This is a genomic window from Acinetobacter sp. YH12117, from assembly GCF_013418865.1.
Classification (GTDB): domain Bacteria; phylum Pseudomonadota; class Gammaproteobacteria; order Pseudomonadales; family Moraxellaceae; genus Acinetobacter; species Acinetobacter indicus.
Genome location: NZ_VPBF01000021.1, coordinates 1 through 15,465, shown reverse-complemented (window position 1 = coordinate 15,465; position 15,465 = coordinate 1). Strand labels below are relative to the sequence as shown.

14 protein-coding genes and 3 pseudogenes are annotated in these 15,465 nt (G+C 42.6%); 12 read left to right on the top strand and 5 right to left on the bottom strand.

The features are described 5' to 3' along the window. The first annotated feature begins 55 nt into the window (after window positions 1-55). The 3 genes and pseudogenes from FTU55_RS08820 to FTU55_RS08810 all read left to right on the top strand — a co-directional run bounded on the left by FTU55_RS08820 (window position 56) and on the right by FTU55_RS08810 (window position 2,616). A complete protein-coding gene (locus FTU55_RS08820; RefSeq protein WP_104495106.1) occupies window positions 56-472 on the top strand; it encodes a heme-binding protein in 417 nt (138 codons plus the stop codon). A 170-nt stretch (window positions 473-642) separates the two neighbouring features. Continuing rightward, window positions 643-1,394, top strand: a pseudogene (locus FTU55_RS08815) (IS5 family transposase). A gap of 133 nt (window positions 1,395-1,527) precedes the next feature. Continuing rightward, window positions 1,528-2,616 (top strand): annotated as a pseudogene (locus tag FTU55_RS08810) (IS3 family transposase). Between the two features lie 180 nt (window positions 2,617-2,796). Here the strand turns inward: FTU55_RS08810 and FTU55_RS08805 are convergent. From FTU55_RS08805 to FTU55_RS08795, 3 genes are read right to left on the bottom strand one after another with little or no spacing between them, the layout of a single operon-like run. After that, the gene (locus FTU55_RS08805) at window positions 2,797-3,171 is read right to left on the bottom strand and encodes a hypothetical protein (protein ID WP_180046824.1); all 375 of its coding nucleotides are present in this window, start codon (window positions 3,169-3,171) and stop codon (window positions 2,797-2,799) included. Then, window positions 3,171-3,713 (bottom strand): type VI secretion system amidase effector protein Tae4, encoded by a 543-nt coding sequence (locus FTU55_RS08800; protein ID WP_180046822.1) that lies wholly within the window; start codon window positions 3,711-3,713, stop codon window positions 3,171-3,173. The genes FTU55_RS08805 and FTU55_RS08800 overlap by 1 nt, the downstream gene beginning before the upstream one ends. A gap of 2 nt (window positions 3,714-3,715) precedes the next feature. Next, entirely contained in the window at window positions 3,716-4,327 is a 612-nt protein-coding gene (locus FTU55_RS08795) for a PAAR domain-containing protein (protein ID WP_180046820.1), read from the bottom strand. A gap of 209 nt (window positions 4,328-4,536) precedes the next feature. On the opposite strand from FTU55_RS08795, the gene FTU55_RS08790 reads away from it, so the two are divergent. From FTU55_RS08790 to FTU55_RS08770, 5 genes are all read left to right on the top strand, one after another. Continuing rightward, window positions 4,537-5,235 carry a phosphopantetheine-binding protein gene (locus tag FTU55_RS08790; protein WP_180046838.1) on the top strand — a complete coding sequence of 233 codons (699 nt, stop codon included), beginning with the start codon at window positions 4,537-4,539 and terminating at the stop codon, window positions 5,233-5,235. Window positions 5,236-5,376: 141 nt separating this feature from the next. Then, on the top strand, window positions 5,377-6,021 hold the full coding sequence (locus FTU55_RS08785; protein ID WP_180046818.1) for an RluA family pseudouridine synthase: 645 nt from the start codon (window positions 5,377-5,379) through the stop codon (window positions 6,019-6,021). A gap of 139 nt (window positions 6,022-6,160) precedes the next feature. Then, window positions 6,161-8,998, top strand: coding sequence for an RNA polymerase-associated protein RapA (gene rapA, locus FTU55_RS08780; protein ID WP_075166923.1), 2,838 nt, complete (start codon window positions 6,161-6,163; stop codon window positions 8,996-8,998). Between the two features lie 186 nt (window positions 8,999-9,184). Next, window positions 9,185-9,451 carry a PAAR domain-containing protein gene (locus FTU55_RS08775; RefSeq protein ID WP_005178913.1) on the top strand — a complete coding sequence of 89 codons (267 nt, stop codon included), beginning with the start codon at window positions 9,185-9,187 and terminating at the stop codon, window positions 9,449-9,451. 108 nt (window positions 9,452-9,559) lie between these two features. Continuing rightward, the gene (locus FTU55_RS08770) at window positions 9,560-10,360 is read left to right on the top strand and encodes an alpha/beta fold hydrolase (protein ID WP_180046816.1); all 801 of its coding nucleotides are present in this window, start codon (window positions 9,560-9,562) and stop codon (window positions 10,358-10,360) included. Window positions 10,361-10,380: 20 nt separating this feature from the next. Here FTU55_RS08770 and fabR read toward each other — a convergent pair whose 3' ends face one another. Continuing rightward, on the bottom strand, window positions 10,381-11,007 hold the full coding sequence (gene fabR / locus FTU55_RS08765; protein WP_228151050.1) for an HTH-type transcriptional repressor FabR: 627 nt from the start codon (window positions 11,005-11,007) through the stop codon (window positions 10,381-10,383). A gap of 207 nt (window positions 11,008-11,214) precedes the next feature. Here fabR and FTU55_RS08760 point away from each other — a divergent pair, with 207 nt between their 5' ends. Next, window positions 11,215-12,285, top strand: coding sequence for a ferredoxin reductase (locus tag FTU55_RS08760; RefSeq protein WP_075166921.1), 1,071 nt, complete (start codon window positions 11,215-11,217; stop codon window positions 12,283-12,285). 15 nt (window positions 12,286-12,300) lie between these two features. Then, complete coding sequence (locus tag FTU55_RS08755; RefSeq protein WP_104487626.1) at window positions 12,301-13,395, top strand: acyl-CoA desaturase; 1,095 nt, start codon at window positions 12,301-12,303, stop codon at window positions 13,393-13,395. Between the two features lie 89 nt (window positions 13,396-13,484). Here FTU55_RS08755 and FTU55_RS08750 read toward each other — a convergent pair. Next, window positions 13,485-13,720, bottom strand: a pseudogene (locus tag FTU55_RS08750) (IS4 family transposase); the annotation flags it as partial. Window positions 13,721-14,007: 287 nt separating this feature from the next. On the opposite strand from FTU55_RS08750, the gene FTU55_RS08745 reads away from it, so the two are divergent. After that, entirely contained in the window at window positions 14,008-14,853 is an 846-nt protein-coding gene (locus tag FTU55_RS08745; protein ID WP_127801857.1) for an OmpA family protein, read from the top strand. 47 nt (window positions 14,854-14,900) lie between these two features. After that, a partial coding sequence (locus tag FTU55_RS08740; RefSeq protein WP_180046814.1) for a BapA prefix-like domain-containing protein occupies window positions 14,901-15,465 on the top strand: 565 nt, incomplete at its 3' end.

Sequence of the window (15,465 nt, the reverse complement as noted above, 5' to 3'; positions counted from 1 at the left end):
TCTCCCTAACCCTCTCCTAAAAGGAGAGGGAAGCTTCAGTTAATTCGAGATCAAAATGAAAACCAAACATTATTTGACTTTAAGTGATGCTGAATTTCTATTAAATGAAGCGCATCAATATGCGATACAGCATAACTTTAATGTCAGTATTGCCGTGGTGGATGAAACGGGCAGTTTACTGGCCATGAAACGTATGGATGGGGCAGCGCCTATGACTGCGAATCTGGCGGTTGAAAAAGCACAATGTTCTGCCATCAGTCGCCGTCCGTCTAAACTGTTTGAAGATATTATTAAAGGCGGCCAGATGGGCTTTTTAACCATGCAGAGTTTTTCAGGCATGTTAGAAGGTGGTGAGCCACTGATGTATGAAGGGCAGCTGGTCGGTGCGATGGGTGTGTCTGGCGTGAAGTCTTTTGAAGATGCAGAAATTGCACAGGTGGCGATTGGGAAGTTTTTGGCGCACGTCAAATAAGGTGTGATTTTTTGCTCTCAGTAAAAATAGTTTTGTTTAAAAAATACTGATGATATATCAATCAAAATTTAAAAGCCTAGAACGATTAATCTAGGGCGTGTCCTCATTTGAAGAATTGGTTTTAAATACTTAAAATCCTCCTTTGAGTTATTTTTATTTCTATATTTTCAATGGCACGTACTCTTCTTAGCGATGATATCTGGCAGCAAATTCAAGATACTATGCGATTACATGGTTGCTACCGTTCAAAGAATAGTAGAAATATCATGGAAGCGATCTTATGGAAACTGCGTACAGGCGCCACATGGCGTGATATTCCTCAAGAATTTTGTCCTTGGCAAACTGCTTAAAATCGTTTTAATCGTTGGGCAAGCAAGGGATTGTGGAATAAATTTTTTTTAGATTACGAGGCTTCTTGGATCAAGAATGGGTATTCATTGACGGAAGCTACATACGCGTGCATCAACATGCAAGTGGAGCTCGGAATGGTTTCGAAAGAGCAATTGGACAATCACGTGGTGGACGAACAACAAAAATACATCTTGCAACCGACGCGAATGGATTACCGATTGATTTTAAAATCACTGGGGGTGGCGTCCACGACAGTCAAGTTGCAAAACAACTGAATGATACTGTAGGCGAGGCAACTTATCTCATTGCTGATAAGGGGTATGATGCTGAGCACATTAGAATATATGCCCAGAACAAGGATATGATTCCCATCATTCCAATGAGATCAAATAGTAAAAGATCGAATAAGGAGTTTGATAAATATCTATATAAATTAAGACATTTAGTTGAAAATGTGTTTGCGAGATTGAAGCATTTCCGAGCGATTGCAACCCGATTTGATAAGCTTGCACGAAATTACCAGTCTATGATTTACATTGCTTGCATGTTTATTTGGTGTAAAGCCAAATGAGGACACGCCCTAGGCTTTTTTTCTATTTGATAAGTTAATGATTCAGAAATAATAAGTTAAATGGTAATCCCCCCTAAAAATAATAGGGTCTAAAAGTAGAGTTTTCTCTTAAGATACGAGCAGGAGATTCTGCATGAAAACATCTAAATTTACTGATAGCCAGATCATGTCCATTTTGAAGCAGGCTGAATCTGGGACACCCGTAGCTGCCCTTTGTCGTGAACACGGTATGAGTAATGCTACTTTCTATAAATGGCGTGCCAAATATGGTGGTATGGATACATCATTAATAGCTCGACTCAGAGAGTTGGAAGCAGAAAATACCAGACTTAAAAAGATGTATGCTGAGGAACGATTAAAGGCAGAGATCATCCAGGAAGCGATGTCAAAAAAGTGGTGAAGCCATCTCACCGGCGTCAGATGGCACAACAGGCAGCACTGCATGCTATTAGCATTCGCTTAGCTTGCCGTGCATTTAGTATCAGTGAAACCTGCTACCGTTATCAGTCTAAACATAGTGATGATAATGCACTCATTGCGCAACAGCTCATTGAGCTGACTGAGGAAAACACCGATTGGGGTTTTGGTCTGTGTTTCTCTTATTTACGCCATGTTGAAAATTACGCTTGGAATGAGGAGCATTGCTCCGCAAGGCGTGTTTACCGTATTTACTGTGAATTGGCTTAAACCAAGAAGAAGGTTGAAAAGGCATGCACCTGAACCACTGGAAGAGCCAATCCGTGCAAATCAGGTTTGGTCATTAGATTTCATGCACGATCAGCTTGCTGATGGTCGTAAGTTCCGATTATTGAATGTGATTGATGATTACCGTCGTGAAGGTTTAGCGATTGAGGTAGGGTTCTCATTGCCAGCAATGCGAGTGATTCGAACACTCAATCAGTTACTGGAATATCGGGAAAAGCCTTTAGTGATCCGATGCGACAATGGACCAGAGTTTATCAGTCATGAATTTGTACGTTGGGCAACCGAACAAGGTATTCGTATTGAATATATTCAACCAGGCAAACCACAACAGAATGCATATGTTGAACGTTATAATCGAACCATACGTTATAGTTGGCTGAGCAAACATTTATTTGATACTTTAGATGAAGTACAAGATTATGCAACAAATTCTTGCGTAGCAGTGCTACTCAGGCATTACAATTATGAAAGACCACATCAAGCCAACAAAGGAAAGCCACCTCTCATGGCTGCTTAACCTCCACTTTTAACTTCGGTTATTTATGGGAGGATTACCACAGGCTTCTGAAAAATGGACGATGCCAGTGACAAACTGGGGGCAAACCATCACACAGTTATCGATTTACTTTGAAGGTAGGCTCGATGATATAATCAAACTCTAACCAATTCGGCTGACACAGAATTTTGAACGCTCTCTTTACTTGATCCAGTAATCATTTTGCTCTGTTATGAGCTTATTATATTCGGGAGAGTTATACATGCTAAGGCAATTCATCAATATTGTCGAACTACCTGTACTTTTATATACATGATTATTTTTACTCGTATATTTATCTATAAATATTTTTATATTTTTATAGGCTGGTTCTTCGTAAGCCCCCTCTTGAAAGTAGCCTCCCATTGCTAAAGAAGCCTCAGAAAGTAATAGTTTATCTTTAGTTTTTGTTAAGCAATAACTGAAGCCAAAATTTTTAATATTAATCTCCTCTTTTTCTAATACACTTATTTCTAAGTTTCTTGAATAACAAGAGGATGTAATAAAACAAATACCTAATATTAAAAGAAATTTCATTATCTTAAATTCCAAAAAAGTATATCTGTAGTTCTGACATTTGGGGTGCTATGTATAAAGTAACAGCTATCTCCACAATCACTTCCATTCCATAATGTAACGTGTCCTGATGCATCTCCCCAACCTGACACCTTAAAAATAATAATTCCTGTTTTTCCTCTTAATTGAGAGGATACATCTTCATTGTTTTTTGGCTTAAATGCTATATCTGCTTTACCTAAGTTTTGCTCTACAAAAGTAATCATTTCACGAACCCTCAATAGATAGGGTTTATTATCACTTCCTTTAACTTTATAACCTCTAGTAGATTGTTTAATAGGCATTCCACCATAATTTAAAGATCTACTTAATCTTAGAGCACAGGCATTTGCATATCCTGTAGGGTTCTCTGTATATAAGGCTAATGCTTGACCGCCAACTAAAGCATAAACGTCACCTGCGGCCATTTTAACAGGATAATGTGACCATAAATTTGAAAACGGGGGTCTTTTTGCTTGTATTGTTGATGATTGTCCACCAGCTGTTGCTGTTATAACTGCCATGATTAATATTCCGTATCAATAATTATAGTTTTTCCTTGAAAGACATTTTTAAATAAACCTTTACCTTCATTATTGATAGTAATAGAAACAGTAAACTTTTCAAATGTATCAAAATTGCTAGAGTCTGGGTTTATCTCTACATCAATATTTTCACCCTCTTCGTAACCTATAGCTTCTATATGTACGTTTAAATCATCAAAAAATCTTGATTTTTCTTCTAAAGGGGTAAAGGTTTTCCCATAGCTCCAATATATTTTATTAATTATTTTATCTTTATCTTTATCTTTATCTTTATCAATTAAATCATTTACTAATAATTCTGAAGTTTTTGATTTGGCAATGCCAACTCCCTTAGTCATCACAGCTAGATCAGAATTTTTTAAGTATTTTGAGCCACAACTTGAAGTATCATTCACAGCAACAATACTTTTGCCACCAACAGTCATAAAACCTTGGTTTGAAGCAATGGCTCGCGATTGAACTTTACATTTAGGACAATAATGTGTCATCCCATCTAAATGAACAGCTCTCCCTTCGACTAAAAAAGAAGCATCACCTAGAACAATGATTCCACCATGATCTGTTTTACAACCAACAGTAATTAATGCTTTCATTTATGGTTTATTTTTTTATAAATAATACTGTTATTAAAACATAAGAATTAAATAACTCAAAATATGAGGAATAAATCATAAACATGAGCTTACTTAACACAATAACCGTGAGATAAAATCCTCGTTAATGAGAGAGAAGAGAATAGCTCTTATCACTCTCTACGCTCTCAGTTAGCATATTAAAACCTTGCACTATGCTCACATCTCCCATGTTCTATCCCCTCCCCAAAAAAATCCAGCTCACAGCTTCCCAAGCCAAATGGCAACTCTTTTCATCTGAATCGGTTTTAGTTCTTGTTGGCTTACAAAACTTGCGTATGCTCGAAGGCATTCAAGATAGCCCATTAATGCAAAACCTGATTCAAATTAGCAACAAAGCCAAAGCCCTCGATATTCCTATTGTCGATCTCTATGGCGATGATGTCCTGCAAGGCATGCAGCAGTTGGGTGAATACGCTTCAACCCATCCACAACTGATTTTTGCCGGGCAGATCACTCCGATGCTAAAACAGATTTTACCGCATCTGTATAGCGTGACCGAACAGCTCTGTGTGGTGGATGATGCGATTCTACTGGCCAATCAGGAGCAGCATATCCAATGGATTGAAAATATCTCCCAGCAGGGGCTGCATCATCTGACTAGCTATAGCCTGAACCGGCTTTGGATTCTCAGTGCGCCCTTGGCATATATCCTGTCCCGCAAAGGCATTTTACTGGCCATAGCCGAACAGCTGGATATGGATGCGCTGGACATCGACCCGTATGAAGACCTGCGTCACTATGGTCTGGATTCGGTGAGTATGGTCAGTCTGGTCGGTTTATGGCGTGCCAATGGCGCCAATATTCGCTATGAAGATCTGCAGTCCAAACCCACACTTCACGGATTGCTGCAGATTTTAACGGACTAAATTTGCCATTTTCAGAAAATTGACATTTTTATTCAGCAAAATCGGAAAAAACGTCTGCAATTTGCGCAAATTGCATTGTAATTGTGGTGCAAGGTTTTTATCATTGCCGCCTTATTTTCGCGATCAGCCTGGAAGTGTACTTTGAGTAATTTTCTAACCGAACACCTGATTTATCGAGATGAAGATTTTATGCTCATCCATAAACCGGCCGGCTTACTCACAGTACCAGGAAAAACAGCAGATTTACAAGACTGCCTGATCAACCGTTTAGTGGCTATTGAGCCTAAAACCCTGTTAATTCATCGTCTGGATCGTGACACCTCAGGTATTTTGGTGTTTGGTCTTAGCCGCTTGGGGCAAAACAAGATTTCACGCCAGTTTCAGGAACGCCAGACCGATAAGCATTATCAGGCTGTGGTGGCCGGGCATCTATACGGCGAAGGCACCATTGATGTGCCGGTGGTCTATGATCCGACCCGTCCGCCATTGCATATAGCTGATCCTTCCCATACTAAACCGGCGCTTACCCACTGGCAGGCGCTGGAACAGTTTGAAATAAATGGACAGGCGGTTACGCGGGTCAAACTTATTCCAATTACCGGCCGTTCGCATCAGCTGCGGGTGCATATGCAATATCTGGGTCATCCAATTATTGGCGATACCTTATATGCCACGCCAGAGCAGCAACAGCTGTCTCCACGCCTGTGTTTGCATGCGGCGTATTTAAGTTTTCAACATCCTCAAACGGGAGAAACACTGGAGTTTAATTGCCCGGTGCCGTTTTAAGGGAAACATATCCTCATGAATTTAAGCTCACTTTTTGGTGGGCTTTATGTCAAAATATATTGCTTTACGATGTCAAATTTTGCTCAAATGGCAAGCAGTCCTTGAGTGATAACGCGACAGTCCTAACTTCTAGAAAAAGGTGGAAAAATTGCAGCAGTTTGCTATTGGTCAACGTTGGTTGTCAGATACAGAAACAGAACTGGGCTTAGGCGTTCTTATTGATGTAGATGAACGTTCAATCAGCATTTTATTCCCCAAGAGTGACGAAACCCGTGTCTATGCACGTAACAATGCACCTTTGTCCCGTATCGTGTTTAATGCGGGCGATGAAGTACAGGACCAGGAAGGCCTGAAATGGACGGTTCAGAGTCTGGAAGATCGCGGTGGCGTGGTGCGTTATAACGTGGTACGTCAGCTGGAAGATGGTTCAGAAGAACAGAAATCGCTGAATGAAACCCGAATTGGCGCGCAAATCCAGCTGTCTAAACCCTTAGACCGTTTACTGGCCAGCCAGATTGACTATAAAGAATGGTACGACCTGCGTATTGAAGCGCTGTTGATGCAGGCCAATATGCACAGCAGTCCGCTGCGTGGCCTGATTGGTTCACGCGTTGGCCTGATTCCGCATCAACTCTATATTGCCCACGAAGTCGGTAAGCGTTTTGCACCGCGTGTATTACTGGCCGATGAAGTGGGTTTGGGTAAAACCATTGAAGCCGGTCTGATTATCCATCAGCAGCTCAAAACCGGCCGTTCTGAACGTATTTTAATTTTGGTGCCAGATTCACTGCAATATCAGTGGATGATTGAAATGCGCCGCCGTTTCAACCTGCAGTTCTCTTTATTTGATCTGACCCGTACAGCGTCAATTAAAGAACACGACCCGGATTTAAACCCGTTTCTGACCGAGCAATGCATTATTGCCTCCATTGACCTGATGATTGACCACGAAGATCTGCGTGAGCAGGCACTTGAAGCTGGTTTTGACTTACTCGTGGTCGATGAAGCGCATCACCTGATGTGGTCAGAAGAAGAAGGCGGCAATGACCGTTATGATCTGGTCGAAGAATTCGCTGAACAAACGGCGGGTGTGCTGCTCTTAACTGCAACCCCGGAACAGTTGGGTGTTGAAAGTCACTTTGCCCGTTTACGCCTGCTCGATCCGCAGCGTTTTAGTTCGTTGGACCGTTTCCTGGATGAAGAAGCGCAGTATCAGCAAACAGCCAAAATTGCTGAAGTACTGATGTCCGACATGCCACTGGAAGAAGGTCATCTGGCTGCTTTGGAAGGCTTGCTCGGTCATCGTATTGAAGACCATCCGGAACAGCGTTTTCGCGCCATTCATGAACTGTTAGACCGTCATGGTACCGGCCGTATTTTATTCCGTAACACCCGTGAAGCGATTCAGGGCTTCCCGGGCCGTGACTGTCAGCCAGCACCACTGCCAGCCCCAGACCACTGGGCCAAAGAGGGCAAGTTGCGTGAACAGATGTGGCCAGAAGAAGGCCAGCTTGATGGTGCGTGGATGGAAACCGATCCGCGTGTAATGTGGCTGATGGAAAAGCTGCGCAGCGATTTAAAACACAAAAAAGTGCTACTGATTGCACGTAGTGGTCCGGTGGTGGAAGCGCTAGAAAATGCACTGCGTTTACACGCCGGTATTCGTACTGCGATGTTCCATGAAGGTATGAGCCTGCTGGAACGTGACCAGGCGGCGGCGTATTTCGCAGAAGATTCCTATGGTGCGCAAATCCTGCTCTGTTCGGAAATTGGTTCAGAAGGGCGTAACTTCCAGTTTGCATCGGATTTAATTTTATTTGATTTACCGGCGAACCCGGACGTACTGGAACAGCGAATTGGCCGTCTAGACCGGATTGGTCAGGAAAATCGGATTCAAATTCATGTGCCGTATTTACTCGGTACGGCGCAAGAACGCATGTTCCGCTGGTATAACGAAGCGTTGAATATTTTCAGCAATATTTCCCCAACGGCGCAGACTTTGCAGGAAAACTTCATTGTTGAATTAAAAGACTGCTTACTGGCAGATCAAGGCCAGCAGTTTGAAGAATTGCTGGAAGCGGTTAGCGTACAGCGCGAAGCTTTGGAAGCTGAATTGCAGGAAGGCCGTGACCGCCTGCTGGAATACAACTCTTGCCGTCCGGTGGTGGCACAGGAAATTGTCCAGGCGCTGGAAGATTATGATGACAACACTACCTTGCCAATGTTCATGAAGCGCTTTATGGCTTCAACCAACATCGACTTTGATGAACAAAGCAATGGCACAGTCATCATCAAGCCAACAGACCAGATGCAGGTGCAAGGTCTGACTTTAGATGAAGAGGGCATGACTGCGACCTTCTATCGTGATCAGGCACAAATCCGTGAAGATGCACAATATCTGACTCTGGAACATCCATTTACCGAAAGCGTGATGGAAATGATCAATACCCAAAGCTTTGGTAGTACCAATGTGGCGGTGTTAAAGTCAGCTGCATTACCGCAAGGATCGGTGCTGCTGGAAGTGTGGTTCAAGGTTGATGTGATTGCACCGAAAGCGCTGAACTTGCCATCAAGCTTGCCGCAGCAATTGATTCGTGTATTGCTGAGTGAAAAAGGTCAGGATCTGTCGCAAAAAATTGCCCCTGAAATCTTAAAACCATATTTACATCATTTAGATGGCAATAGCTGCCGTCAGGTGGTAAAAGCACGCCGCGAGGTGATTGAGCAGCGTTATGCACAGGCATTGGACATTGCCAAAACTGCCTTGCCGGGCTTAAAAGAGCAGGCCAAAGAAATGTATGGCGCGAAATGGCAATATGAAATTGACCGTCTAACGTATCTGAAGCAATTTAACCCAAGCATCCGTGAAGATGAAATCAGCCGTTTGCAGAAATTGCAAAAAGAAGGTTTAAGCCTGCTTGACGGTATTGCGGTTACCCCGGAAGCGATTCAGGTGATGGTGGTGGTTAAACCATAACAGTCGTAATTTTTAGAAAAGCACCTTCGTGAACTGCACCCCGAAAGTTGGACACTTTTAGTCTAATTTGAAGGGTGCTTTTTTAATACTGATTTGCCGGACATAAACAGCCCGGCGATCAGTGCACTAGAGTCCGGTAAAATGTTCATGCTAAGATGAGCCAAATTTTTAAAAGATATAACAACGATGGGTAAAGCATTAGTCACTTTAGGCTCTAAAACTTCACATGGCGGTGTGGTTGCTGAATGTGAAAGTTCATTTGTTATTAATGGCATTGCCGTGCATTTAAATGGCATGAAGCATTATTGTCCAAAATGTAAAACCACTGTAGCTGCCATTGCGGCTGATCCAACCACCCAGGTCAAAGGGCGTGGTGTGGTGATTGTTGGTGATAAAACCACCTGCGGCGCAACTTTCTTGCCTAGCCAGAATCTGGTGGTGTCGGCCAAATAAATATATTGGTCAGGCGTAGAGTGTTGAACCAGCCTAGCTAATCTTGAGAATCGCAGCAAAAATTAAAATTACCTCCTGCAAAATGGATTATCTGCTTCAAATACCTTTATGACTAAAACTGTTGTTTATTTTGCCCATGCCAATGGCATCGCCAGTCCTTGCTATCAGACCTTTTTTGATTATTTTGATGCCGATATTGAGCTGAAATATATTCCGGTCATTGGCCTGGATCCGGACTATCCGGTTGAGCCAAAATGGGAAAAACTGGTGGCGCAGGTCATTGCCGATATCGAGTTACAAACACCAAAACAGGCGGTGGTCGGTTTGGGGCATTCTTTTGGCGCGCTGGTGTTGCTGATGGCATCTTATCAACGGCCAGATTTATTTAGCCAGCTGATTTTAATGGACCCGCCTTTTGTGATTGGTAAAACAGCGCCGATATTCGAGTTATTGCAAAAGCTGGGTTCAAAACAGATTGACCGTTTAACCCCGGCCGGGCTGAGTCTGAAACGTAAAGACGCCTGGTCTAGCCGTGAGCAGGCTTATCAGCAGTTACGTGGCAATGCTTTGTTTAAACAGTTTGATGAGCGCTGTTTTCAGGATTTTATCCGGCATGGTCTTAGAGAAGATGAGGCCGGCATCAGCTTACAGATTCCAAAACAGGTCGAGGCAGATATTTTTAGAACTGTACCAAGCTGGTGGTGGCGTTGGCCGCGTAAAGCCCCAAATTTACCGGTGCATTTAATCACGGCAGAGCAGAGTGCTTTTTATAAGCAAGGTTTCCCGCAGGGACTAAAAAAGATATATGGCATTGAGTTTAGTGTTGTAGCGGGTGGGCATATGTTCCCGCTGGAATCTCCTGAGCAGAGCGCACGCGATGTGCAGCAGCGGATTCGATCAGCACTTTAAATTAGTAGTTTAAAATCCAGTTAACGGATTTGTGCTTCATCTAAATGGCGCGCGCCTTCGAGCAGCATCCGGATCATGATCATGGTTTGCTCGGCAATGATTTTACGTTCATTGGCGGGCATATCAATCACTTTGGCACCCATATTAAACACCAGCTGGGTAATGGCTGAAGAAACAATTTCCGGATGGGACAGTTTGCTGTTATTCAAACGCTCCAGACGAATCAGGTCATCTTTCAGTTCCTGCTGGAAATAGTTCAGCTGACGTTCTACCGCCTGCTTATAAGACGTTGATCCGGTATAACCTTCACGCAACAGCAGACTTAAGTTACCTTCATCAGCATCTAGCTGTTCAATAAAGACTTCAACCGAGGTGCGGATAATGCTGTTCTGTTTGGATGCTTTTAAACGCGCCTGATTCAGAATCTGACGCAGCACGTGGCCGGCCCGGTCAATCAGGGCAATGGCCAGCTCATCAATATCTTTAAAGTGACGATAAAAACTATTCGGTGCAATGCCGGCTTCGCGCGCGACTTCACGCAGGCTTAAAGAGGCAATACTTTTTTGAGGCCCGATCAGATTCAGCGCAGCCTGAAACAGCTCTTCCTTGGTAATGGTCGCTTTCCTGCCGACCGTACGCACCGTCATGGGTTCATGGATGTTGGGAACATCTTGGGCAAGAACATCATTACTTATTTTCATGGCAGGCTGAGTCATAGGGTCCAGAGCTGAAAGGCTTTTCAGTAGTATAGCCGTTGTGTGTGAACTTGTGAAATGAATAGAAACAATACAAGTGTATATACAAATATATATACATGTGTATAATAATTGAGAATTCATCGCGTGGTGTAGGCTATGCACGTTATCGAAAAGTCGAAATCTCCCCTCAAATCTCTTGCGAGTGCGATTGTTGATCCGTACTCGGCAAATTTCTGGTTACAAAAAATCAATCCGTTGTGGTCTGTGAATCAGGCATTGGGCAAGATTGTGCAAAAGCAGCAGACCGCGCAGGACATGGTCAGCCTGATGGTGCAGTTCAATCAGAAATTCCAGCTTGGACAGGCGGGCCAACATCACCCGGTCTTTGTCACCATTGAAGGAATTCGCTATGAGCGTACCTACAGCCTGACACAACTGGATACTCAGCATGTGCTGTTAACCGTTAAAAAAGTCGATCAGGGTAAAGTCAGTAGCTGGTTGGTCAATCAGGCCAATGTGGGCGATATTCTGGAATTTGGCCAGCCTTATGGCGATATGTTGTTGCCTGAAGCGACGCAGCCACTCATTTTGCTGGCTGCCGGTAGTGGTATTACTCCAATGTATAGCCTGGTTGATGCTTTGGCCAAATCGGGTCAATTAAAGCAGACCCCGGTCAAGCTGATGTACTGGGTAAAAACCTTTGCCGATGTTGCTTTTAAAACTCAGTTTGAACAATGGGCGACACAATATCCACACTTTAGCTTTGACGTGTTTTATACCCAGGCAGGGGAAACACCGGCACAGCGTCTGAATGAAAGCCATCTGCAAACCTTTGAGCAGATTGAACAGAGCGCAGTCTATGCCTGTGGTCCATCGGGTTTTGCTGCACGGGTAGAAGAACTGTTTGCGCATGCACAGCAATTAAAAACTGAAGCCTTTAGCATGAGCCCAATGCTCAATGAAGAAGCTGGTTTTGTGCAGGTGACCTTAACCCAATCGAATAAAACCGTGACCATTCCCAAAGGCCAATCTATTTTGACCAGCCTGGAGCAGCAGAATATTCAACCGAAGCATGGCTGCCGTATGGGAATTTGTAATAAATGTGCCTGCAACAAAGTCGAAGGCTCGACCAAAAATCTGGTGAATGGTGCGCAAAACACCGAACCGGGTAATTTGCTCAAGCTTTGCGTGAATTCGGCACAAACAGACTTAGTTATTGACTTATAAGCGGGTACACTCACTATGAATATGCCAGTCAAATTTGAATATTTTAAAAATCCTAAAAACCGTGAATTAACCCAATTAGAACTGGATGAATTGGCGCGTGAATTAGACGCCATCAAGCAGGAAGTGCTGGATGATTTAGGCGAAAAAGATGCCAAATACATCCGCCGTGTATATTCCACCATCCGTTATGCTTCTATTGCCGGTCGTGCCTGCCTGTTTGCCGGCTGGTTCCCGCCAGCCTGGATTTTGGGTACCGGTCTGCTTGGTTTTGCCAAAATCATGGAAAACATGGAGCTTGGCCATAACGTCATGCACGGTCAGTATGACTGGATGAATGATCCAAAATTCAACGGTCAGACTTATGAATGGGATATTGTTGGTACCTCTGAAAACTGGCGTCAAACTCACAACTACAAGCATCATACTTATACCAATATTAAAGGTATGGATGATGATATTGGCTATGGCTTGGTACGTTTATTCCCGGAACAGCGCTGGAAACCAGGTCACTTACTGCAACCGATTTACAGTATTCCATTCTGTTTACTGTTCCAGTGGGGTGTGGCGATTCAAAACCTGGAACTCGGTAAAGTGTGGATGGGCCGTAAAACCAAGGCCGAGCTTAAAGAAGAGTGGAAACCTTTACAGAGCAAAATCTCTAAACAGCTGTTTAAAGACTATGTGTTCTTCCCGCTGATTGCTGGTCCTGCTGCGATACCGGTATTTACAGGTAATCTGGTGGCCAATGGGATCCGTAACATCTGGACCTTCAGTATTATTTTCTGTGGTCACTTCACCAAAGATGTTGAGGTATTCCCAAAATCGGTACTAAAAAATGAAAGTCGTGGACACTGGTATATGCGCCAGATTCGTGGTTCTTCCAACCTGACCGGTTCAGAAGCATTTCATATTCTAACGGGCCACTTAAGCCATCAGATTGAGCACCATCTATATCCGGATGTACCGGCACGCCGTTACCGTCAGATGGCGCCAAAAGTACAGGCCGTATGTGAAAAATATGGTTTGCACTACAACAATGCCAGCCTGTTTAAACAATATGGCAGTGTATTGAAACGGATTGCCAAGTATGCGTTTCCGTTTAAAAAATAAGCATAAAATGTGTTAAGACAAAAAGGCAATTTTTATAGGAAATTGCCTCAGATTGCTGACAAAGGTCTCACACATATGTGCAATGCTGTTCACTTAAGAGGAGCAGCATTGCGATCTACCGGATAACGGGTTTTTGACATGTTAACTGTTCGAGGTGTTGTTGGCCTCGAACGTCTTTCTAAAAACAGACTGTCTATTCCTGATCTTAGCTCAGATAGCCGTCTGCCAGTTCCTGATAAAGCATTGGTGCCATCACAATTAGCTGAACGGCTATATGTTGGCAGGCGGGCTTGAAACGGATATCTGAAGGTGAACGATCAAAGGCTTTACGATAGATTTTAGGTACAGGCTTATTCATTTAAGAATTATATTGCAGAATAAGCCTTTAGCAGAGGTTTATGCAACAAAGCCATTTCATGGGGTTAGTATAAACAATTTTTTACTTTCGTAAGAGATCTAGTATTTAAAATGCACATTTAATTTGATATAAAGATATAAAATGCGCACAGTATCACAATAATAATCCTTTCAGTAGATTCATGGAAAGACGTTTGTGTGGAAAATGTGCTTGAAATAGTTCCTTAAATTGTTTTAAGTCCACAAGGGGTAGTTATGTTGAAATTGTCACTTTTAGCTGTTGTAGCTTCATTGGGGGTGGTGGCTTGCACATCAAGCCCATATACGAAGCCATCAGATTTACGTTTTCAGAAAAAAACGCAAGAAAATAATCAACCTATTGTATTAAAGCGAGATGAGAAGCTGTGTGGTGGTGATACAGCAGAACAGCAAAACTGCCCGATTGAATTTTATATCGACAGTATTAAAGCTGGAAATTTTTATATAAATAATTCGGCTCAATATGCATTGAAACCAGAAACATATAATTTCAAAGTAAAAAATTGTACAGAAGAATCATGCCAAAGTTGTGATGTTGACTTAAGCGTAGGAAAGCTAACAAGCAATGAATTTGTACTCTCTGTCAATACAGACGGTAAACCTTTTATTTCTAATAATGGTCAGCCTTTAAGTTGTGAGGTGAAGCATCAGGTTGCTGCTCAGGAACAGATAATACGAGTGGATTTAGCAGCAGATACTTTATTTAAATTTGATGGTTCTTCTTTAAATGATTTATTACCAAAAGGTCGTCAAGAAGTCCTTGAAGTTGCATCGCAAATTCGCAATAACTTTGTTTCTGTAAGTCAGATTAAGTTAGTCGGTCATACAGATCGTTTGGGAAGTGATAGTTATAACAATCAATTGGGGCAAAACCGTGCAGATACGGTGCGTAACCTATTGATTCAAAATGGTGTTGCAGGGAATGTGATTTCGACAGCAAGTGCAGGCAAACGTCAACCAGTGACCAATGGTTGTTTTGATGTAAAACAGCGAGAAGCATTACATGCATGTTTGCAGCCAGATCGCCGAGTAACAGTTGAAGTTACAGGCTTATCTAAGTAATTAACATTTAAATCTAAGAATTATTTGATTTATATATTGGGTGTGTGATGAGTAATTTTATAGTTATTGAAAAAGACTCTCTAAATAAAGTCAGCGTCAATGCTGAACGTATTGTTTTGTCTGAATCAAGTATTGTTCATACAAAAATGAATCGCGATGATGTCGCCGAATTCATTCGTGATGGGAATAATTTAATCTTAAAGCTAAAAAATGGAGAAGTTGTTGTTATTGAAAACTTCTTTGTTGTAGATGCTGAAGGGGTGACATCAGATTTAGTCTTTGAAGAAGATGGTTGTGTTCTTTATTGGTTTGATGGCCTTTCTGGTTTTAAAGAAATTTCAGGATTAGAAGCATTATTGCCAGCAGTTGAGGGTAGTAAACTTGTTGGGTTGTTACCTTGGTTGGTGGGCGCAGCTGTCGTTGGTGGTGCAGCGGCGATTATTGATCATAATAATGACGATGATAAAAAAACGAGCGACTCTGACACAACTGCGCCAGCCGCACCGACAGATGTTGATTTCTCTGACGATGGTTCAACCATCACAGGTAAAGGCGAGCCAGGTGCTAACGTTGTCGTTAAAGACGAAGACGGTAACATCATTGGTGAAGGCA